Annotated in this window: 19 protein-coding genes and 1 pseudogene; 14 read left to right on the top strand and 6 right to left on the bottom strand. The window is 56.6% G+C overall.

The genetic code is table 11. From position 1 onward, the window contains the following. Together BN3795_RS17265 and BN3795_RS17260 are read left to right on the top strand one after the other, a co-directional pair. Positions 1-709 (top strand): aminoglycoside phosphotransferase family protein (locus BN3795_RS17265; RefSeq protein WP_068785927.1); only part of this gene is annotated, 709 nt, incomplete at its 5' end. A gap of 24 nt (positions 710-733) precedes the next feature. Then, complete coding sequence (locus BN3795_RS17260) at positions 734-2,506, top strand: ABC transporter ATP-binding protein (RefSeq protein ID WP_068785926.1); 1,773 nt, start codon at positions 734-736, stop codon at positions 2,504-2,506. Positions 2,507-3,423: 917 nt separating this feature from the next. Here BN3795_RS17260 and BN3795_RS17255 read toward each other — a convergent pair. Beyond that, positions 3,424-3,876 (bottom strand): DUF441 domain-containing protein, encoded by a 453-nt coding sequence (locus BN3795_RS17255; RefSeq protein WP_198524749.1) that lies wholly within the window; start codon positions 3,874-3,876, stop codon positions 3,424-3,426. 31 nt (positions 3,877-3,907) lie between these two features. After that, the gene (locus BN3795_RS17250) at positions 3,908-4,900 is read right to left on the bottom strand and encodes a YpdA family putative bacillithiol disulfide reductase (RefSeq protein ID WP_068785925.1); all 993 of its coding nucleotides are present in this window, start codon (positions 4,898-4,900) and stop codon (positions 3,908-3,910) included. 229 nt (positions 4,901-5,129) lie between these two features. On the opposite strand from BN3795_RS17250, the gene BN3795_RS17245 reads away from it, so the two are divergent. The 3 genes from BN3795_RS17245 to rsgA all read left to right on the top strand — a co-directional run bounded on the left by BN3795_RS17245 (position 5,130) and on the right by rsgA (position 8,017). Continuing rightward, the gene (locus BN3795_RS17245) at positions 5,130-5,597 is read left to right on the top strand and encodes a DUF3939 domain-containing protein (RefSeq protein WP_068785924.1); all 468 of its coding nucleotides are present in this window, start codon (positions 5,130-5,132) and stop codon (positions 5,595-5,597) included. Between the two features lie 104 nt (positions 5,598-5,701). Continuing rightward, a complete protein-coding gene (locus BN3795_RS17240) occupies positions 5,702-6,412 on the top strand; it encodes an HAD family hydrolase (protein ID WP_110945227.1) in 711 nt (236 codons plus the stop codon). A 510-nt stretch (positions 6,413-6,922) separates the two neighbouring features. Then, a complete protein-coding gene (rsgA, locus tag BN3795_RS17235) occupies positions 6,923-8,017 on the top strand; it encodes a ribosome small subunit-dependent GTPase A (RefSeq protein WP_232729960.1) in 1,095 nt (364 codons plus the stop codon). An 89-nt stretch (positions 8,018-8,106) separates the two neighbouring features. Here the strand turns inward: rsgA and BN3795_RS17230 are convergent, their stop codons facing one another. Next, on the bottom strand, positions 8,107-8,886 hold the full coding sequence (locus BN3795_RS17230) for an alpha/beta hydrolase (RefSeq protein ID WP_068785923.1): 780 nt from the start codon (positions 8,884-8,886) through the stop codon (positions 8,107-8,109). Positions 8,887-9,110: 224 nt separating this feature from the next. Here BN3795_RS17230 and BN3795_RS17225 point away from each other — a divergent pair, with 224 nt between their 5' ends. Beyond that, positions 9,111-10,331, top strand: a complete 1,221-nt coding sequence (locus BN3795_RS17225; RefSeq protein ID WP_068785943.1) for an MFS transporter — start codon at positions 9,111-9,113, stop codon at positions 10,329-10,331. Between the two features lie 86 nt (positions 10,332-10,417). On the opposite strand, the gene BN3795_RS17220 is transcribed toward BN3795_RS17225, so the two are convergent. Next, on the bottom strand, positions 10,418-10,657 hold the full coding sequence (locus tag BN3795_RS17220; protein ID WP_068785922.1) for a hypothetical protein: 240 nt from the start codon (positions 10,655-10,657) through the stop codon (positions 10,418-10,420). A 372-nt stretch (positions 10,658-11,029) separates the two neighbouring features. Here BN3795_RS17220 and BN3795_RS17215 point away from each other — a divergent pair, with 372 nt between their 5' ends. The 6 genes from BN3795_RS17215 (at position 11,030) to BN3795_RS17190 (ending at position 15,355) form a co-directional block, all read left to right on the top strand. Beyond that, positions 11,030-11,854 (top strand): hypothetical protein, encoded by an 825-nt coding sequence (locus tag BN3795_RS17215; RefSeq protein WP_068785921.1) that lies wholly within the window; start codon positions 11,030-11,032, stop codon positions 11,852-11,854. A 148-nt stretch (positions 11,855-12,002) separates the two neighbouring features. After that, positions 12,003-12,386, top strand: a complete 384-nt coding sequence (locus BN3795_RS17210) for a GntR family transcriptional regulator (protein WP_068785920.1) — start codon at positions 12,003-12,005, stop codon at positions 12,384-12,386. Positions 12,387-12,388: 2 nt separating this feature from the next. Continuing rightward, a complete protein-coding gene (locus tag BN3795_RS17205) occupies positions 12,389-13,258 on the top strand; it encodes an ABC transporter ATP-binding protein (RefSeq protein WP_068785919.1) in 870 nt (289 codons plus the stop codon). After that, a complete protein-coding gene (locus tag BN3795_RS17200; protein ID WP_068785918.1) occupies positions 13,251-13,886 on the top strand; it encodes an ABC-2 transporter permease in 636 nt (211 codons plus the stop codon). The genes BN3795_RS17205 and BN3795_RS17200 overlap by 8 nt, the downstream gene beginning before the upstream one ends. 110 nt (positions 13,887-13,996) lie before the next feature. Then, entirely contained in the window at positions 13,997-14,806 is an 810-nt protein-coding gene (locus BN3795_RS17195) for an SDR family oxidoreductase (RefSeq protein WP_068785917.1), read from the top strand. Between the two features lie 183 nt (positions 14,807-14,989). Continuing rightward, the gene (locus BN3795_RS17190) at positions 14,990-15,355 is read left to right on the top strand and encodes a DnaJ family domain-containing protein (RefSeq protein ID WP_068785916.1); all 366 of its coding nucleotides are present in this window, start codon (positions 14,990-14,992) and stop codon (positions 15,353-15,355) included. A gap of 28 nt (positions 15,356-15,383) precedes the next feature. Here the strand turns inward: BN3795_RS17190 and gluQRS are convergent, their stop codons facing one another. Both gluQRS and BN3795_RS17180 read right to left on the bottom strand, forming a co-directional pair. Beyond that, positions 15,384-16,358 (bottom strand): tRNA glutamyl-Q(34) synthetase GluQRS, encoded by a 975-nt coding sequence (gene gluQRS, locus BN3795_RS17185; RefSeq protein ID WP_068785915.1) that lies wholly within the window; start codon positions 16,356-16,358, stop codon positions 15,384-15,386. Between the two features lie 403 nt (positions 16,359-16,761). Continuing rightward, the gene (locus tag BN3795_RS17180) at positions 16,762-18,111 is read right to left on the bottom strand and encodes a hemolysin family protein (RefSeq protein ID WP_068785914.1); all 1,350 of its coding nucleotides are present in this window, start codon (positions 18,109-18,111) and stop codon (positions 16,762-16,764) included. Positions 18,112-18,292: 181 nt separating this feature from the next. Here BN3795_RS17180 and BN3795_RS25920 point away from each other — a divergent pair. Next, positions 18,293-18,862 (top strand): annotated as a pseudogene (locus tag BN3795_RS25920) (DEAD/DEAH box helicase); the annotation flags it as partial. Between the two features lie 356 nt (positions 18,863-19,218). Then, positions 19,219-20,079, top strand: coding sequence for an ATP-dependent helicase C-terminal domain-containing protein (locus BN3795_RS25625; protein WP_068785912.1), 861 nt, complete (start codon positions 19,219-19,221; stop codon positions 20,077-20,079). Positions 20,080-20,720 lie beyond the last annotated feature (641 nt).

Genomic DNA, 20,720 nt, shown 5'->3' with positions numbered 1-20,720 from the left:
GGGGCTGCCGTCGCCGCGCTGGCTCGCCTGCGATCCGGACGGCCGTGCCTGCGGCCTGCCGTCCGTGCTGATGACGCGGCTGCCCGGTCGGGTCATGCTGGACCCGGCGGATCTGCCGGGTTGGCTGGACGGGCTCGCCCGGATGCTGGCGGAGATCCATGCGGCTGAGGGTCCGCCGATAGAGTGGAGCTATTTTACCTATAACGAGGTGTCCCGGCTGGATGTGCCTGTGTGGACCCGCGTGCCCGGGGTGTGGCAGAGGATTATTGACCGCGTGCAGGGTCCGGTCCCATCGTTCCGACCGCAGTTCATCCACCGCGATTATCATCCGACAAACGTGCTGTGGCAAGAGGGGGTGGTTCGCGGCGTCGTCGATTGGGTGAACGCCTGCATGGGGCCGGCCGGGATCGACACCGGCCACTGCCGGTTGAATCTCGTACAAATGTACGGTGTGGAGGCGGCGGAGGTTTTTTTGCACAGCTATCTTGCCGCAGCCCGGCCGGATCGGTGTGACGTAAACGATCCCTATTGGGATATGTTATGCCTGATTGAGATGCTGCCCGGTCCGCCGGAAGTATACCGCGGCTGGTTGGATCTCGGGCTGAACGGGTTGACGCCGGAACTTCTTGCCCGCCGGTTGGATGACTACGCTGAGAATCTGGTCCGGAAGCTGATTTCGTCGGGGAACGGCCGGTATAGAAACAATTAGAGGATTAGAGGATGTGCTCGCAAATTGAAACATTGGAAAGCCTATTTGACGTTCGTTAGGCCTTATACGAAATGGATTCTGCTTACCTTGTTCATCGGGATGCTAAAGTTCGGCATTCCTTCCTTGCTGCCGCTGGTGCAGAAATATGTGGTGGACGACATTTTGCTTAACGGCGGGATCGAATTGGAGCAGAAAGTCTCGCAGCTCCTGATCGTACTTGGGGCCACGTTGTTCCTGTTCGTGATCGTGCGCGGTCCGGTGGAGTATGCGCGGCAGTATTTTGCCCAACGGATCACGGCGCGGATCTTGTTCGATTTACGCAACAAGCTGTACGCCCACCTGCAGCGCTTATCGCTTCGCTATTACCAGAACACGAAGGTGGGGGAGATCATCTCCCGCTTCATCAATGACGCGGAGCAGACGAAAAACATCGTCGAAGTCGGCATGATGAACGTCTGGTTGGACCTGTTTACGCTGGTGTTTGTGCTTGGATTTATGTTTTATTTGAATCCTTGGCTGACGCTCGTGGCGATTGCGATTTTCCCGTTGTATGCGATCGCGGTCAAAGTGCTGTACAAGCGCTTAAAGAAGCTGACCAAAGACCGCTCGGCAGCGCTCGCCGGGATTCAGGCTTATTTGCACGAACGCATTCAGGGCATCTCGGTCATCCGCAGCTTCGCCCTGGAGCGGCACGACCGGAAGAAGTTCGAGGGCACGAACAGCCGGTTTCTGCAAAAAGCGCTGGCCCACAGCCGCTGGAACGCCTGGACGTTTGCGATCATCAACACGCTGACGGACATCGCCCCCCTGCTCGTGATCGGATACGGCGGTTACCAGGTGATTTATGGGGATTTGACGCTGGGGACGTTTGTCGCTTTCTTTGGGTATCTCGACCGGCTGTATGCCCCGTTAAGACGATTGATCAACTCGTCAACGACGTTAACGCAAGCTTCAGCCTCATGGGAGCGGGTGCTGGAGTTACTGGAGGAGCCGTACGACATGACCGATGCGCCGGATGCGGCGGTATTGCCGCAGGGCAGCCATGGCGTGAAGTTCCGGGAGGTGTGGTTCAAGTACCGGGAAGACGGCGATTGGGTGCTGAAGAACATCTCGCTCGACGTGAATCCCGGCCAAACCGTTGCGTTCGTCGGCATGAGCGGGGGCGGGAAATCCTCGCTCGTCGGGTTGATCCCGCGGTTCTACGACGTTCAGCGGGGAACGCTGACGGTCGGCGGCCGGGATGTCCGCGAGTGGACGATGGAAAGCCTGCGCAGCCGGATCGGCATGGTGTTGCAGGACCATTTCCTGTTTAGCGGCAGCGTGCGCGACAACATTCTGTTCGGCCGGCCGGATGCGGACGAGGCGGCGGTGATCGAGGCGGCCCGTGCGGCGAATGCGCATGAGTTCATTATGCAGCTGCCGCAGGGCTACGACACCGAGGTCGGGGAGCGGGGCGTCAAGCTGTCCGGCGGGCAGAAGCAGCGGATCGCCATCGCCCGCGTCTTCCTCAAGGATCCGCCGATCCTCGTGCTCGACGAGGCGACGTCCGCGCTCGACCTGGAGTCGGAGCACCTGATCCAGCAGTCGCTGCAGCAGCTCTCGCGCGCCCGCACGACGCTGATCGTGGCGCACCGGCTGTCGACGATCACCCACGCCGATCAGATCATCGTCCTGAAGAACGGCGAGATCGCCGAGCGCGGCACGCACGACGAGCTGATGGCCAAGCCGGACGGTGTGTACGCGCAGCTGTACAACATCCAGCACCTGAGCCCGGCGGAGGTCGGGGAGTTGGGATGACGTGGATGACGCCCCCTCGCCCCCGCGCACAAATAAGAACATAAAAAGGCGCTATTTCGTCCTCTTGAGCCAGAACGGGCGAAATAACGGTAAAAAGTACCGCTATTTTTCGTAATGCGCTGCTTGGGCCCCCGTTTTTGCCGGATCAGCACGCAATAAGGACATTTATTACCGCTATATTTGAGAAATTAGTCTCATGGGCGGGAATAACGGTAAAAAGTACCGCTATTTTTCGTAATGCGCTGCTTGGGCCTCCGTTTTTGCCGGATCAGCACGCAATAAGGACATTTTTTACCGCTATTTTCGAGAAATTAGCCTTATGAGCAGGAATAACGGTAAAAAGTACCGCTATTTTTCGTAATGCGCTGCTTGGGCCCCCGTTTTTGCCGGATCAGCACGTAATAAGGACATTTTTTACCGCTATTTTCGAGAAATTAGCCTCATGAGCGGGAATAACGGTAAAAAGTACCGCTATTACCCGGAGAACGGGTGAAATGAGGGCGTTTGAGTTACTTAAGGTGATGGTTTCCTCCATTTCACTCAATTTGGGCGATGGTGCGGAAATATGAAAAAGTAACGTTACTGGCGGAGAGGGAGAGGCGGCGCAGAGGTATTACAGAGGACGTGCAGTGGTAGTGTTGAGAAAAAGTGCAGGACAGAGGTAGTGCAGTGAGAGCGTAGAGGCAGTACAGAGGCAATACATAGGCAATGCAAGCGCAATACAAAGGCAGTGCTGAGGAAGTACAGAGACAATACAGAGGCAGCGCAAAGGCAGTGGAAAGGCAATACAGAGGCAGTACAGATGCAATACAAAGGCAGTGCTGAGGCAGACGAAGCTGCACCCCAGACCCCTTACAATCCAAAAAGGTTGTTCTTCCAGGCGAGCTTCGCCGGTAGAACAACCTTTTTGTGCGCCGCTACAGCTTCCCGATCACCAGCGACAGAATGCCGGCGGCAATCAGCGGGCCGACGGGGACGCCGCGGAAGAAGGCGACGCCCAGCACGGTCCCGATCAGCAGGCCGGCGACGATAGTCGGCTGGTTGCCCATCAGGGTCGCGCCGCGGCCGCCAAGCCAGGCGACGAGCATGCCGACGCCGATGGCGAGCAGGGACTTCCAGTGGAAGAAGGAAGCCCATAACGTCTGGATGGAGATTTTGCCGCTGGCGACTGGCGTCATCACGCCGATGGTGAGGATGATGATCCCAAGCGTCAGGCCGTATTTCTCCAGCCAAGGAAAGGTATATTGCAGATGCAGTACGCGAAGGAGCAGCAGCACGATCATCGCGACTGTAATCGGCATGTTATTGCTAAAAATGCCAAGCGCCGCCAGCAATAACAGCAACAGAGCCGTCACATCAATTTGGTTCATGATTCACCTCCTGCGGTGAATTCCGATCGAATTAGAGATTGCTCGAGGCTCGCGAGGCGAGAATATGCTCAGCAATCAGCTTGCCGTGGCCGCGTCCGGTCTCAATGAAGACCTCGTTGGCGTTGCGCCCGGAGGCGATAACTCCGGCAACATACAGTCCGGGCACGTTCGTCTCCATCGTCTCCGGATCGAAGACCGGCTTCTCCAGGTCGCCGGCCATCTCGACCCCGGCGGAGAATAACAGCTTCCGGTCGGGACGGAACCCGGTCAGCGCCAGGACAAAATCGTTGGCCAGCTCTGAGGTTTCGCCGCCGGCTGCTTCGATCACAACGCGGTCGGGAAGGATCTCGACGACCCGCGAGTTCAGGCGCAAGGCGATGTTCCCTTTGTTGACCGCACTTTCGAACAGCGGGCGCACCCAAGGTTTGATGTTGCCGGACAGGTCATCCCCGCGATATACGACGGTGACCTCCGCGTTGACACGCACCAGCTCCAGCGCGGCATCCACTGCCGAGTTGCTGCCGCCGATAATCGTGACCTTCGTTCCGGTGTACGGATGCGCTTCTTGGAAATAGTGCGTGACCTTGTCGGTATTTTCTCCCGGAATTCCTAAAATATTGGGGTGATCGAAATACCCCGTCGAAATGATGACATGTCTGGCCGGATACACTCCCTGTTCGCCGCCGCGTTTCTCCGAATGGACGACAAATGTGCCGTTCGGCTGCCGTACGACTTCTTTGGCTTCCTCGTAGGCCGAAACGGGCACATCATAATGATCGCTCACCTTGCGATAGTAGGCTAGCGCTTCATGGCGGTAGGGTTTATCGTTTGCAGAAGCAAACGGGACATCCCCGATCTCCAGCAGCTCAGCGGTGCTGAAAAACTGCATATAGGTCGGGTAGGAATAGATGGAGTGGACAAGGCAATGTTTCTCCAGCACAAGCACCTGCAGTCCGCGACGCTGGCATTCGATGGCAGCCGACAGACCGCACGGCCCTGCTCCGATGATGATGACATCCAGCATGGGAACCTCCTCATTTACATAGATTTCAAACGAAATTCAAAACAAACAATTCCATCCTACCGCAAATGCCCCGGAATTGCCAACCATCCGCTGCCGTATGCCTGGGGGAAAGGATGTGGCAATCCTATGACAACTTTGTTTTCGAAGGTTCAAACTTGGACTTTTAGAGTACACTAGTAATGTAAGCGGTTACCTTAAATTTAAAGATTTGTAGAAGGAGGTACCGAACATGCTGACTTGGTTTAAGAAACGCAAGCCTGGCCGCGCCATGATCCCCGCTTCCATCCAGGTAACTTTGGAGGAAGTTCGCCGCGCCGTATTGCGCTATGAAGCCGACATGCCCGATGGCATAAACCGATTATCGCTATTACTGCCGGACAGAAGCCTGGATATGAAACGCCTGTCCCGATATTTGGGCGGGATTACGGATCAACGCTTTTACTTGTCGAGAGAAACCTATGAAATATTTGCGGAAGATGAACGGGAGATCCCTTATTATTTGGATCTGGTGCAGGCCGCCGTGGACAGCTACGTCGAGGAGCAAGGCAAGCTGCCGGTGCTCGACGAATCGCGGCAACTGGAAGTCGATTACCGACTGCTGGTTCGGGAGCATTATTTGAAGGAGCTGCCTCCTTTCCCGCTCTACGTGACGGATCAGGAAATGATGCTGACCCATCGTCCCAGACAAGTGATTTAATTCAAGAAGCGCATTTCCGGGCGGCCGGGGATGCGCTTTTCATTTGACAGGCTGTTTTACAATAGAGAGAGACAACAGGGAAAAGGGAAAGTGGGGAGACAGGATTGCAACTGAAAGCCGTATTGTTTGACCTGGATAACACGTTGATGGACCGGGACCACACATTTCGCAGCTTCGCCTCCCAATTGGTGCGGGAGTGTCTGGTGCCGATGGATGAGACGCGTCGGGATGCGCTGGTCGCTGAGATGATTGAACGTGATCAAGACGGGTACCGGCCGAAGGAAGGGTTCTTTCAGGAGTTGATCGAGGAGCTGCCGTGGCGGAACAAAACCACGCTGGAGGAACTGAAGGCGTATTATGACCGCCATTATATGAGTCATGCCAAAGCGATGGATCATGCGGAGGAAACCCTGCAGGCCTGCTGCGGGAAAGGTCTTCGCCTTGGAATCATTACGAACGGGTACAGTCATTTGCAACACGGCAAAATCGATCTGCTCAACCTGCGTCGGTTCTTCGATGCGATCATCGTATCCGGGGACGTGGAGATCCGCAAGCCGGATCCGCGAATTTATGCGCTGGCTATGGAGCGGCTTGGCAGCTTGCCGGAGGAGACGGTCATCGTTGGGGATCATCCCCGCAACGACATATGGGGAGCCGCCCAAGCCGGGATGCGCGGGATTTGGCTGCGGCGCAAGCATGAATGGGACGAGACGCTCGAAGGCGGCAAGCCGTGGCGGACGATTTCGGAGCTGAATGAAATCCCGGCGTTGCTGGAACAATACGATCAGGAGCCGTGCGGGACAGAAAAGGATTGACAACGTCCGACGAGATCCGGTATGATGTGTACAAATTATTTTGAAGGAGGCTGTTATTTATGGTGAAGGTACTTGAAGTGCGCGTAGATACGGTCTCCTTGGCGGGAAAATAAAGCGCTTTGCGCCTGATCGAATTCTAGAACTGTATTCGATTTGCGCACAAGCAGCGCGAAGCCGCGGAACCGTTATAGGGTTTCGCGGCTTTTTTGCGTCCGCCGTTCCCTTGGGGGAGACGGCGGACGGCCGGGCACGGGAATGGGGCGGCTGCCGTCTCCGATAGGGAGACGCTGTATGCAAGCCGCTTCATTTCCCGGTGCCCGAATGGAAGCCGCGGGACGATGGATCCCGCGGCTTCTTTGTGCTTCCCGGTTGCGTGCGGAGCGCCGCAGCCGGGAAGCACCGTCAAGGAGCCGAAGCGTTGAACGGAAGGATCGGGAAGAGAGTTCATTTCGGACGGGTAAGAGACGAACGATTAATTTATAGGCAGATTAGCCTTGGGAGGAATACGCATTGAATTTACAGGAATTGGGATGGAACCCGGCGCGAGAGGAAGCCTTTCGAGCGTTGGGTTTGGAGCAAGTCTGTCCGGGGCGGATCATCGCCGACCACGGCCGCAAATATCGGGTGGCCACCGAACGGGGAGAAGGCTGGGCAGAAATGAGCGGCCGCCTGCAATTCGAGTTAGGCGAGCGGAGTGAATTTCCGGCGGTTGGGGACTGGGTCGCGCTGCGTTTCCTGGACGAAACGAGCGGGGATGCCGTCATACACGGGCTGCTTCCGCGCAGCAGCCGGATCTCACGGCGCGCAGCAGGTTCGGTGCCGACGGAGCAAGTTGTGGCCGCTAACGTGGATCTCTTGTTTCTCGTCGCCGCGCTGAACCAGGATTTCAATCTGCGCCGGCTGGAGCGGTATCTGATCATGGCCTGGAACAGCGGGGCCTCACCGGTCATCGTGCTGAGCAAAGCCGATCTCTGTGACGATCCGGAGCATTACGTCGCCGAAGCCGAATCGGTCGCCCCGGGCGTGCCGGTGATTGCGGTCAGCGCTTTGGAGGATCTCGGCCGGGAGCAGGTTGATGCCTTGCTGAAGCCGGGCGTCACCGTTGCGCTCACCGGTTCGTCCGGGGCCGGGAAGTCGACGATCCTGAACTGGATGTCCGGAGAAGACGTCCAGAAAACGCAGTCCATTCGCGAGGACGACAGCCGGGGGCGTCATACGACGACGCATCGCGAGCTGTTCGTGCTGCCGCAAGGTGCGGTGATGATCGATACGCCGGGGATGCGGGAGCTGCAGTTATGGGAAGACGAGGGCGGATGGTCCGAGGCGTTCGGCGACATCGAGGAGCTGGCGAAGGAATGCCGCTTCAGCGATTGCCGGCACCAGAAGGAGGCTGGCTGCGCCGTCAGAGAGGCTCTGCAGAACGGCCAGCTGGAGCGCAAACGCTTCGAGAATTATCTGAAAACGCAGCGGGAGCTGAAATTTCAAGCGGCGAAGGAGCAAACCCGACAACGCTCGGCCCGGGCCGCATCGTCCGGCAAGTCCGGCCGCCCTGAACCGCGCGGCAAAGGCGAGCAGCGGCGGCGGTACGCCAGCGACTGGGAATAAGAGTAAGCCGAGCGGTAAATTCAGCATCTCCCCAATAGACGGCCAGGAGCCTATCTCCTGGCCGTCTATGATTAGAGTTGCCGGTGAACTTACTTCGGTTGAAGCGGCAGCCACTTCAGCACGTCTTGGATCTTGGCATCCCAGTAGCCCCACTCGTGCGAGCCCGGGCCTTCCTCGTAAGTCAGCGGCAGGCCGGCGCGGGTGCAGGCTTCGCGGAATGTCTGATTATCGCCGTAGAGGAAATCTTCCGTACCGCAGCATTGGTACAGCCGAGGAATCGGCTCGCCTTCCTGCATGCGCTTGGCAAGCGGGTCCAGCAGCGTCAGCAGATCGTTGTCCGTACCCTGCGGACCGGCTTCGCCAAAGATGCGGTCGAACAGCGGGGATAAGTTATGCCGGTTATTTGAGATATCGAGCGCGCCGGATAAGCTGGCGGCAGCGGCGAACGTCTCCGGCTTGCGCAGCGCCAGCTTGAAAGCGCCGTATCCGCCCATGGACAGCCCGGCGACGAAGGTGTCCTCACGCCGCTCGGACAACGGGAAGAACGACCGGCAAAGCCGCGGCAGTTCCTCGCTGACAAACGTCCAATAGCGGTTGCCGTAGGCCATATCCGCATAGAAGCTCAGGTCTACCTGGGGCATCACTACGGCCAGCCCCATTCCGGAGACATACCGCTCGATGGATGTGCGGCGCAGCCAGATAGAATCGTCGTCCGACATGCCGTGCAGCAGGTAGAGAGTCGGATACGGCCCGGATACCGCGGGGGCGGACATCCCGATTTGCGATAGCGCAGGTTCCGGCAAAATAACCGTCATCGAGGTGCTCAACCCTAACACTTCCGAGAAAAAACGACATTGAAACAGTGCCATAACGCTCATGCTCCTTTTGACTTCATGAACCCGCTTCGGCTGCACCCGAAGAAAGCGCTTGCCAAAGCGATCATGGGATTTGGGATACGTGATCTTTCAATGTCCATTATACCGCGGGTCATTGGAAAATCGAAATAAACCCAATCACAGAGAAGGAATCATGCTACAATAGAAGGACGGGTTAGTTCCAGGGCTAGGAAGTGACAACGCTGGGGGTGGATCAAGTGAATTTCCCCTGGAAAAGAAATCTGTACGTGCTGTGGCTCGGCGTATTTTTTTGCAGCACCGCGTATTCCATGGTCATTCCGTTCATGTCCTTGTTCATCGCACATGATCTCGGTGTGACCAAGCACCTGACCCTTTGGTCAGGGATTGCGTTTGGCGTTACTTTTTTGGCGGGGGCGTTGATCTCACCGTATTGGGGATCGCTGTCGGACAAATACGGCCGCAAGCCGATGCTGCTGCGCTCCGGCTTTGCCTTAAGTGCGGTGTATCTCCTGTACTTCTTCGTCAGAGACCCTTATCAATTGATCGCTGTCCGCATCTTATCCGGTCTCTTGGCGGGGTATGTCCCGTCAGCTATCGCGCTGGTGGCGACGAATACACCGGAGAAACACGTCGGCTACTCGCTTGGAATCATGTCGACCGCCGGAGCGGCGGGGGGTATTATCGGGCCGATGGTGGGCGGTTCGCTGAGCAAGTTTATCGGCTATCGGGAATCGTTCTTGGCCTCAGGCTGCGTTGTGCTGATCTCGGCGCTGATCGCCCTGATCTTCGTGAAGGAGCAGAATTTCGACCGCAATCGCGAGCGTTCGCATGTGCTGGATGACCTCAAGGAGGCTTCGGCCAATCGTCCGCTGATGGGCAAGCTGATGGTCGTGCTGATCGTGACCGCCTCCGTGATGGTACTCGAACCGCTGCTTTCGCTATATGTGCTTGATCTCGGCGCCTCGGCTTCCGACGCGTCGTTTAGTTCGGGAATTATCTTCTCGGCGGTGGGGATCTCCACCGTCATCGCCGCGCCGTTCTGGGGCAAGATCGGAGAGCGGATCGGTTATCGCAATACGTTGATGATCGGCTTGATCGGCGGCGGGGTTGGCAATATTCTACAGCATTTCTTTCACTCCCTGGTTGGCTTCGGGGTGCTGCGCTTCGTATACGGCCTGTTCTTCGCCGCGGTGTTCCCGGCGCTGAACGCCTTGATTGTGCAGTCGACCAAACCGGAATTTCGCGGCCGGGCGTTCAGCTTGAACCAGTCCGCCAGCCAGCTTGGCAATATGGTGGGACCGATCGCCGGCGGGGCGCTGGGCGGCTGGATTTCGATCCCGGTCGTATTTCTCCTAAACGGAGCGCTGCTGGCCCTGACAGCGGCGACGCTCCGATGGAAGTCGCTGTTGGGAAGCAGCCGGTCGAAGAAGAACGAGATGTCGGATACAAGAGGATAATAGAACGGGAAAAAGGCTCCGTACCGCCAGCGATAAGCTGGAGGACGGAGCCTTTGCTATGATGCTATGAACCTGCGGCTGCTAGATTAATAGAGAGAAAGCGCAAGGGAATCGAACTCGCTCTTGCTGTGCAAGATCGCTTCGGAGCCTTCAATCTCGATGCTGATCAAGGAGCTCAAGCACTTCTTCAAGGCTTGCTTGCCGTTATAATATTTGTACTCGAGCGCACTTGTCAGCAGTTTCAATGTACGCTGCACAGGCTGCTTGCTGTCGACGTTGAAATAAACCGGAACCAGATTATTTTGGAAGTTGATCAAGATTTTCATTAAAATCACCTCTATACAGTGGTTTCATAGTACCCATTGTAAAATAGAAAACTTAAAAAATGATTAAGAAAACATTATGTTTACATAAAAGTTTGATGACAGCGGGCAATGCAGGACGGAAGTCTCGATAGGCACGCCGTTTACAACTATTACGGACAAGCGAATTAAAAAGTTTCATCTTCTATGAAAAAATGTGCTTCACCTCCTATTTTTATGGGTACATTGTAATAGATTGGTAAAAATTTCCGAGCACTAGCAAAACGAATAGTGGTATGATTACTGCATCGGAAGCGGGAGAAGAAACCGCTGGGACTAGTTCTGGTCATTAGGTCGAACTGCGGAAGCAAGACCCAATCTGAAGGAGGTGGACGGATGTTGATTTCGGAATCCCCCCGCAGGGAAAAGGTGGTGCTCCAAGCAAGCGAATGGTTGTATTTGGCGGAGCGGCTGGGTCTTAACCGATGGCTGGATCCATCCCATCCCTTCCATATTTTTTTGCGGGAAACACCGGGCGCAGGAAACGGAGAGGCCAGGGAGACGTTAAGAAGCAAAGGATTTGTGACGGAGACAACCCGAGGGGACCGGTTAGGCATTCCGCCGCATGTCCTGAATGATTTGACCGCCGCTTCCGCGGCCGACAAAGGTTGCCGGCTGATATATGGGTGCGGGAAGCGAACCTATGAAGAATATCTGCATCTCACCGGAGATCAGGTCATCCGCCTGGAGCGATTGCCCGGGGAAGGCGGCGGGTTATCGCTTGAACGGGCTACGGGAGGGAAGCAGCTCAGCGGCGCGCTGGCCGGCCGGATGAAATGGAATTCGCACACGCCGGACGTGCTTCCTGCATTAATGATGTCCAAGAGACAGTTTGACCGCGCCATGAGTCAGTCGCGGGAGCTGAATTCGAATCGTCTTGCCGCCTTGCTGGCGGACATGACAGAGGATGAGGAAGGCAGCATTGCCTTGGCCAAATGCATGAAGGCCCCGCTTGCGCGGGGAGAGATCCGGTTCTATGTCCGGCGCGGCGAGCATTGGGAAGTCCAGCAGATGCAGTTCATGAACAACTCGCATATGAACTGGTTAATCCGCTTTAGCGCCAAGGATGAAGAGGATTGGATGATCGCAACTCCTACGTCCCGCCAGCAATTTCAAGAAATTGTGCTGAAGTGGTTCCGGCAGCCGATGGAGGTCGACTGAGGATAGCCCTGAGATTTGTGAATTCTAGAAACTAGTACAGCTGCCTATGGGGCAGCTTTTTTTTGCGCGAAGAGTTGAAATTATCGTTCATAATGTATATATTGTATATATACACTGTTAACAAAATAACCAGTGAAGAAGGTGAAGCATGGATATTTTGCTTTCCCATTCCTCGGGAGAACCGATATACCTGCAGATCGTCAGGCAGATCCGCGATGCGATCCTGCAAGGCCAATTGACACCGGGCACGGCGCTGCCCTCCATCCGCCAGTTGGCCAAGGATTTGCAAATCAGCGTGATCACGACGAAGCGAGCCTATAACGAGCTGGAGCAGGAAGGCCTGATTGATTCGGTCGTCGGCAAAGGTTCGTTCGTGTCCGGAGGAAATCAGGAGTTTATTCATGAGCAGCGGCTCCGTGCGCTGGAGAGCAAGCTTCGGGAAGTGCTGGAGGAATCCAGAAGTCTCCCGATGTCAATCAATGAACTGATCGAGTGGTTGAAATTGTTGGATCAAGAAGAAGGAGGGGCCTAAGGATGAACGCATTGGAAGTGAAGGGACTCGTCAAGCATTACGGAAGCTTTACCCTGTCGGAAATCAGCTTTGCTGTGCCGCAAGGATTCATCACCGGTTTGATCGGACCTAATGGAGCGGGGAAAAGCACTTTGATCAAGGCAATCATGGGAATGGTACTGCCGGAGGAGGGGCAGATTACTGTGTTGGGGCAGACGGTAACGAGGAACGAAGGCAATTACAAGCAGCAGATCGGGTACATTTCAGATGAGAATTTCTATTATGAGTATCTGACGATGGAACAAATGAAACGGATCGTCGCTCCTTTCTACGACCGTTGGGACGAAGATTTGTTCACTAAATACATGGATCTGTTCGAACTGCCGAAGCGCAAGAAAATCAAGGATTGCTCCAAAGGGATGAAAATGAAGTTTGCCATCGCCATGGCGCTGGCGCACCATCCGAAGCTGTTGATCATGGACGAGCCGACAGCCGGGTTGGATCCGGTATTTCGTCGGGAGCTCCTCGATTTGCTGGCCGGATATATTATGGATGAGAATAACACGATCCTGTTCTCCACCCATCTGACCACGGATCTGGACCGGGTGGCGGACTACGTGACGTTTCTGAACAAGGGGAAGCTGGTCTTTTCGGAAGGGAAGGACGAAGTGCTGGAGCGTTATGTCCTCGTTAAGGGGAGCGGCGAACTGCTGGATCCGGACGTGCGCAGGGAACTGGTCGGCGTCAGGGAAACACCGGTCGGATTCGAGGCGCTGGCGAAGGACCGGGAGCGGGCTGGCGCCTTGTTTGGCGACAAGGTGCTGCTGGAACGCCCCTCCTTGGAAGAGATCATGTACTATACAGCAAAAGGAGGAATGGGAACTCATGTCTAGTCTGATCCATCTGGTGCGTAAGGATATGCTGCTGATGCAGCGGTATATTTGGCTGTTGGTCATCTATTCGATCGTGTTCTCCGGATTCGTGCAAACGGACAGTTCTCCGCTATACGGCATGCTTCCGGGCATGGTGCTGATCCTGGCTCTAAATGCCGACATGCGGTTGTCCAGCCAGCAATTTCTGGTCAACCTGCCGGTACGCCGCAGTTTCCTGGTTCTGTCCAAATACGCTTCCGCCTTCATGATGATGGTGCTCGCCTTCGTATTCTGCATGCTGGTGAACGCTGGCGCCAACGTGTTTCATGGTCAGTCGGCGGCGATTAACCAAGGGCAAATGCTTAGCATCTTCTGTGTGCAAGTCTTGTTTATGGCGATATATATTCCGATTTACTACTGGCTTGGTTTGAAAGGTTCCCAATATCTGAACGTGGCGATGATTATCGTCATCATGATCGGCAGCCAGCTGGCATCCAGTCTGCTGGGCGGTGAAGATACGGTGCTGCTGTCGTCGGCCGTCAAGGCGCATCCGGTAGCAGCCGGTTTTCTCGGCGCGGGCGTCGCCGGCCTGGCCCTCATCGTATCGTATGCGGTGTCGCGAAGGATCTTTGCCCGCCGCGATTTATAAACCTGGTTCTGGTTGACTAAAAAGCACTCCGAAATGGGTAATCTGGATAGAGGCAGGATGACTTATTTGCCAAAGCCAAAGAACCCATTTCATCTCAGGAGTGTGAAGCCATGACAAGCAATCAGACGACGAGCCGCGAACGGTTCCGGGGAAAAACGGCGATCGTCACCGGAGCCGGTTCCGGCATCGGCAAGGCGGCGGCGTTGAAGCTGGCCAGCGAAGGGGCGCAGGTGGCGCTGTTCGATCTGCTGGATGAGCGAACGGAGCAGGCGGCACGGGAAATCAATGCCATTCGTGAGGGGGCGGCCCGCGCCTACGACGTCGACGTGGCGGACCCGAAACGGGTTGAGCAAGCCGTTCGCGAGGCAGCCGAGCATTTCGGCGGTATCGATGTCGTGTTCGCGAATGCGGGCATTAACGGCAAGCTGGCACCGGTTGAGGACTTGAGCTTTGAAGATTGGGAGAAGACGCTGAGCATCAATCTGACAGGCACATTCCTAACCGTAAAATATACGGTCCCCTATTTGAAAGAACGGGGCGGCGGAAGCATCATCATTACCAGCTCCATTAACGGCAACGATACCTTTTCCGGCTTCGGCATGTCGGCTTACAGCACGACGAAGGCGGGGCAGGTTGCTTTTGCCAGAATGCTCGCCCTGGAGCTGGCCCAGTTCAAAATCCGCGTGAATGCCATCAGTCCCGGGGCCATCTCTACCAATATCGACGCTTCGACGGAGAAGTCCAAGGAACTGCAGGAAATCGTCATTCCGGTCAAATATCCGGAGGGCTCGCAGCCCTTGGCGGACGGACCCGGTAAACCGGAAAATGTTGCGGACCTCGTCGCCTTTCTGGGTTCGGATGAATCCATCCACATCACCGGCGCCAGAATCGTGATCGACGGGGCGGAGTCGCTGTTATAAAGGAAGATGATGAACGCTTTCGCTTTTGCGAAGGCGTTTATTTTATGATGGCAAGACCTGACGTACGTCGCAGTAGAGTAATCGGGTTGATTATTGAAAGTTGGCCGGGGGCGGCGGGAGTCCGCACGCTAACGGTTATGTTATGATAGAGGCAAGAGTAATTCGGAAGAAGGAGGGAAGCCGATGTTGTCCTGGTTGGCGGAACAAAAAATCGCCGAAGCGATGGCGAAGGGGGAATTCGATCATTTGCCCGGCAAGGGCAAGCCGCTGAAGGTGGAAGATTTGTCCGGAGTTCCCGAGGATCTGCGTATGGCCTATAAGCTGATGAAAAACGCCGGTTACGTCCCCGAGGAAATCCAGCTGCAGCAAGAGATGGTCCGGCTAAGCGACCTGCTTGCGGCCTGTGAGGAAGGGCCGGAGAAGCAGGCATTAAAGAAGCGTTTGTCGGAGCATCAGCTGCGGCTGAACCTGTTGGCCGACGAGCGCGGCCTGCTGACGAATCCGGCGTTCCGCCAATATGAAGAGGCGATCCGCCGGAGGCTGGAGTAGGAGGTACGAATATCGGCGGATCGAATGATTACGATGGCTTGGTGCCGGGAAGCAGCCGGTGGATCATCGTTTCGGTCAGCACAAACGGCTCCTTCGAAATCCGGTCCAGCCGAAAACCGCCGATAAGATCCTTGGCCAATACGGCTTCCGGCCGGTCCAGCAGGCCGCTGATGTAAGCGAGCCAACCGATGACCGCTTCCGGCTTCGTGCCGGCCGCCCGCAGCGCGGAGATGCCGAGATCGCCGTGGCGTTTGGCCAGCCGTCTGCCGTCTTCGCCGAGGATGAGCGGAGCGTGGGCGAACGCCGGCGGCGTCAGCCCCAGCGCTTTATAGAGATGGAGCTGGCGGGGCGTGGAGTCGAGCAGATCGTCGCCGCGCAGCACGTCGGTGATGCCCATCCGGGCATCGTCAACGGTGACCGCCAGCTGATACGAGTACATGCGGTCGGCCCGGCGCACCACAAAATCACCGCCGCTTCCCGGCGGGAACTCCTGCGGCCCGGCGATGCCGTCGACGAAGCTGACGGCATCGGCGCCGATCGCAAACCGGAGCGACGGCTCCTTATGCTGGGCCCGGCGCTCCTGCTCGGCGGGGCTTAAGCCGCGGCAGGTGCCGGGATAAGGCGCCCCTTCCGAGGATAAGCCGTGCGGGGCTCCGGCCACGGCCAGCAGCTCGGCCCGGCTGCAAAAGCACGGGTACAGCCGCCCGTCCGCGGCAAGCTTCGCCAATGCTTCCTCGTAGAGCTCGGTACGCAGGCTCTGACAGTAAGGCCCGGAAGCTTCCGAAGCGCCGGGGCCTTCATCCCAGTCCAGCCCCAGCCAGCGAAGATCGGCGAGGATGCGTTCGGTGATCTCCGGCTTGGAGCGCTGGGTGTCGATATCTTCGATGCGCAGGACGAAAATCCCTCCGGCTGCGCGCATCTGCAGCCAGGACAAGAGCGCGATTTTGGCGTTGCCCAGGTGCATGTCGCCGGAAGGCGTAGGTGCAAAACGTCCGCGTTTCATGTTGCTTCACTTCCTTGGTTGATCAGTCCTGTATTGGGCAGGCTGGGCTTTAGATCCTGGTTTACAGGGTTAAGGGTAACAGGTAACAGATAACACAGGTAACACAGGTAACACAGGTAACGCAGGGAACACAGGGAACACAGGTAACAGGTCCGTTTCCTAATTAAGCGCGATTTTTCATATAGAATAACGTGCTGGTGGCGCATTATCCGGAATTGGATTCGGTTTTTCAATTAAATTCTACCCTTAAGGGCTTGAGTTGCGCAATTAGGCTTGAAATTTCATATAGATTCCGATGAAATCGCCGGAAACGGCGAATTCTATTCGATTTTTCACATAGATACTCCTTCGCTTCTACCACTTGCCGCGTTGCACTATAAATGCTTGAGGACGGGAGGTCCTTTTACAATCGCGGCTCCGGCTCCTGAGATTCATCGCCGCTCTCCGGTGGGTAGGTGCTGCCGAGGCCGGGCTTGGGCCGTCTTTCGATTTCGATTTTGCGGATTCGGCTGTCTTCACGCTCCAGTACGGTAAATTGCAGATCCCCATACACCAGCTGTGTGCCTTCCTCGATATCCAGGTTTTGCCCATAAACCCCCCCGCCGATCGTATCGGCATCGTCTTCTTCCAATTCGGCGTCCAGCAAATCATTCACTAACGAAACCGAAATCTTGCCGTCAACGATAAGGTGATTCGCTGCGACTTCCGTAATTTCCTGCTCTTCCTCCGCATCGAATTCGTCCCGGATGTCGCCTACGATTTCCTCCAGGATGTCCTCGATCGTCACCATCCCGCTGGTTCCGCCGTATTCGTCAATCAGCACGGCAATATGCGAACGTTCTTTCTGCATCTTCGTCAGCAAGGTCGGAAGGGAAATATTCTCCGAGACGGTCATGACGGGCCGGACGAGCGATGTCAAAGGGGTGTCCGCCTGATTGTCGGGGGCGAGAAACCACGCTTTCGTATTGATGACGCCGAGAATATGGTCTTTATGATGGCGGATGACCGGGAATCTCGTATATTGCTCCTCGCGGATGATCCGCAAATTCTCTTCCCGCGACTTTGCCGCATCCAAGCAGACCATATCCGTCCTCGGGACCATGATATCCTTGGCGAGCAGCTCATCGAAGGCGAAGATGCGGTTCATGAAGCGGTATTCGCTATTGTTGATTTGCCCGCTCTCCAGACTTTCGCTTAGCAGAATCCTTAGTTCCTCCTCGCTGTGGGCGTCACTCCATTCCGCCGCGGGCTTCAGGCCCAGCAGCGAGACGATGGCGCGGGAGGAGCGCCCCAGCAGCCAGAGCAAGGGAGACAGCAGAGTAGTTATCCCTACAAGTGGCCGGGCAACGGCCAGGATCACGGCTTCGCCGCGCTGGGCGGCCAACACCTGAGGGACTAATCCGCCGAGGACCACATGCAAGTAGGTGATCAGGACGAAGGCGATCAGGAACGAAAAGAAGGTTTCCATGGACGCGGAGAAGGGCAGGCGCACAAACAGGGGGTTAAGCAGACTGCGCACAGCCGGCTGGCCCAACCAACCGAGCGTCAGCGAACTGGCTGTAATCGCCAGCTGGCAGGTGGATAAGGCCTGGTCGAGTCGACCCAATAGGGCACGGAGCGCGGCTGCACCGCGTCGGCCTTCCCGTTCCCAGACTTCTACGGATCGCGGCCGCAGGGCGTGCAGCGAAGCTTCAACAACCACGAACAGCGCAGTCAAAGCGATAAGCAGTAAGATGACAAGAAGCTTGAACATTGCAGGGTTCCTCCGATCCTTTAAGTCTGATAACCGCGTCCTAACCTTTGTTTCCGGCGTATGCCGCCTTGTTGCTCGCTGTGCAGCGAAACTTGCGCTCGGCCCTTCGTCTGGGCTCTCAGGACTTGCTCCGCTCCCTATGGTAAAATGTTTTCATAGTGTAACCCGTAAGGAGAGAATCATGACAAAGCTTCCTTTGCCTATTGATGAAGTGATCCCCGAGTTAAAAATCGCGCTTGGACAGGCGGGAACGGCAGTGCTGCTGGCGGAGCCCGGCGCGGGCAAAACAACGCGGGTGCCGCTCTCCCTGCTCGAGGAACCCTGGATGGCCGGCCAGCGGATCGTGCTGCTGGAGCCCCGCCGGTTAGCGGCGCGGTCCGCCGCCGTATATATGGCCAGCCAGCTTGGCGAAGCCGTTGGAGAGACGGTCGGCTACCGAATGCGGGGGGACAGCCGCGTGTCGGCGAAGACGCGGATTGTCGTCGTGACCGAAGGGATTTTGACGCGTATGCTGCAGCAAGACCCGGCGCTGATTGGAACGGGTCTGGTTATTTTTGACGAATTTCATGAACGCAGCTTGCACGCGGATCTCGGGCTTGCCTTGACCTGGCAAAGCCGCCAGCTGCTCCGCGACGACTTGCGGCTGCTGGTGATGTCGGCGACGCTGGACGCCGGACCGATCGCCGGCTTGCTGGACGGCGCGCCGGTGGTGCAAAGCCGGGGACGGATGTTCCCGGTGGAGACGGTGTATGCACCGGGAGCGCCGAAGGAGCCGNGCCGGACGGCGATGCATCGTCCGGCTCGCCTGATGCGTCCGCCGAGCTCGGCGGCGCGGTCGTCCCCGATGCGGAGGACGACCCCGATTACGAGCCGCCAGACGGCGAAGACGAGGCCGGCGCCGCGATCGCCGACCCGGTACCGCCCGCCGCTTCCTCTGCGGTGCATGCCAACCCAACTCCGCCCGCTCCAGCGTCCGGCTCCCCCGCTCCGGCGGACCTGGATCGCAGCTGCGGCTTGCTTGTCTCCTTTGCGTATCCGGATCGGATCGCGATCCGCCGCCCGGACGGACGGTATTTGCTGCGGAACGGGCGGGGGGCGCAACTGCTCGTGAAGGACACGCTGAGCTCTTCGGCGTTCCTGGCGATCGCTGAAGTTGACGACGAAGGAGCGGAGGGGCGGATTTTGCTGGCGGCACCGCTGGAAGAAGCGGACTTGTACCGCCATCATGCCGCAGAAATCGAGGAGGAGCGGAGTGCGGAATGGGATGATACTTCCGGTACGGTACGGGCGAGGATCCGCCGGATGTTCGGTGCGATCGTGCTGCGAGAGCAGCCGGACCCTTCGCCCGGGCCCGAATTGCTGACCCAGGCGCTGCTTGACGCGGTCGCCGCCAAAGGCGTATCCATCCTGCCGTGGACGGAGAAGGCCCGCAAGCTGCAGGAGCGGATGAGGTTTCTGCACCGGATTCACAGCGACTGGCCGGATGTGTCCGACGAGACGCTGGCAGCGACCGCGAAGAGCTGGCTGGCGCCGTATTTATCCGGCGTCCGTAAACGGTCGGATTTGCAGGCCTTATCGTTATCCAGCATGTTGGAGAACTTCCTGACTTGGCCTCAGCGGCAGGAGCTGAATGTTGAAGCGCCAACCCACCTGCTTGTCCCCAGCGGCTCCAAAATCCAGGTGCATTACGACGGACCTCAAGCCCCCTACGCCGCCGTGCGGCTGCAGGAAGTGTTCGGCATGATGGAGACCCCGCGGATCGGTTTTGGGCGGGTTCCGATCACGCTGCATTTGCTGTCGCCGGCGAGTCGCCCGGTTCAGGTTACCTCGGACCTGCGTAACTTTTGGCAACACACGTATTTCGAGGTGAAAAAAGACTTGAAAGGCCGTTACCCCAAACATTATTGGCCGGATGATCCACTTCAGGCTACCGCGACCCGCAAAGTGCGGCCGGAGGGGCAGCGATAAGCCGAGGCGGCTGGGGGGAGAACCTCGGCCTTTGAACTGTGAACTATGAACGGAAATGGTGAACGGTCAAGGATATGTGAAAAATCAAGCACATCCCGCGTATTTTAGGCCATTTAGTCGAATTCATATGAATTTTCATATAAATCCGTGCTGCAAGACGACGAAAGTCGAAAATCTATATGAAAATTCAAATAGATTCAGCCCCTTTAACGTTTTCGCGACAAGATAAAGATGAAAAATCATACACATCGACTGATCCGCATCTCCTCCCACTCCGTAAACGCGGCGATCTTCCCAGATCGCTGCGTTTTTTTGCTATTCGCACAAACAAAATACGATTAAATAATAGAAATTTATCCTTTAATCGCCAAATCTATTATGATTTAATAGATTTGTGAGGATTCCAAAGATTTCCTATTGGCGCCGGGACAAGCTTTGGGGACTCACGCGGAAGGAGACGATGAACGGATTTGCAGGAGGTGATCGGCTGCAGCGGACGGGAGTCCAAGTCAGAAAGTCAGTCGGTAAATCAAGAGGAAAGGTGCGTTGTTGACGAACTCGTATGACCGGTGTCTTAGGCCCAAGTTTCTTGCTGCTAGCTTTAGTCCAATCCAATTTCGATTGTAAAGTGAGGGATTTAA

The organism is Paenibacillus phocaeensis, assembly GCF_900021165.1.
Classification (GTDB): Bacteria; Bacillota; Bacilli; order Paenibacillales; family Paenibacillaceae; genus Fontibacillus; species Fontibacillus phocaensis.
The sequence above is the reverse complement of the archived record's forward strand: the minus strand, read 5'-3'. Positions and strand labels throughout refer to the sequence as shown.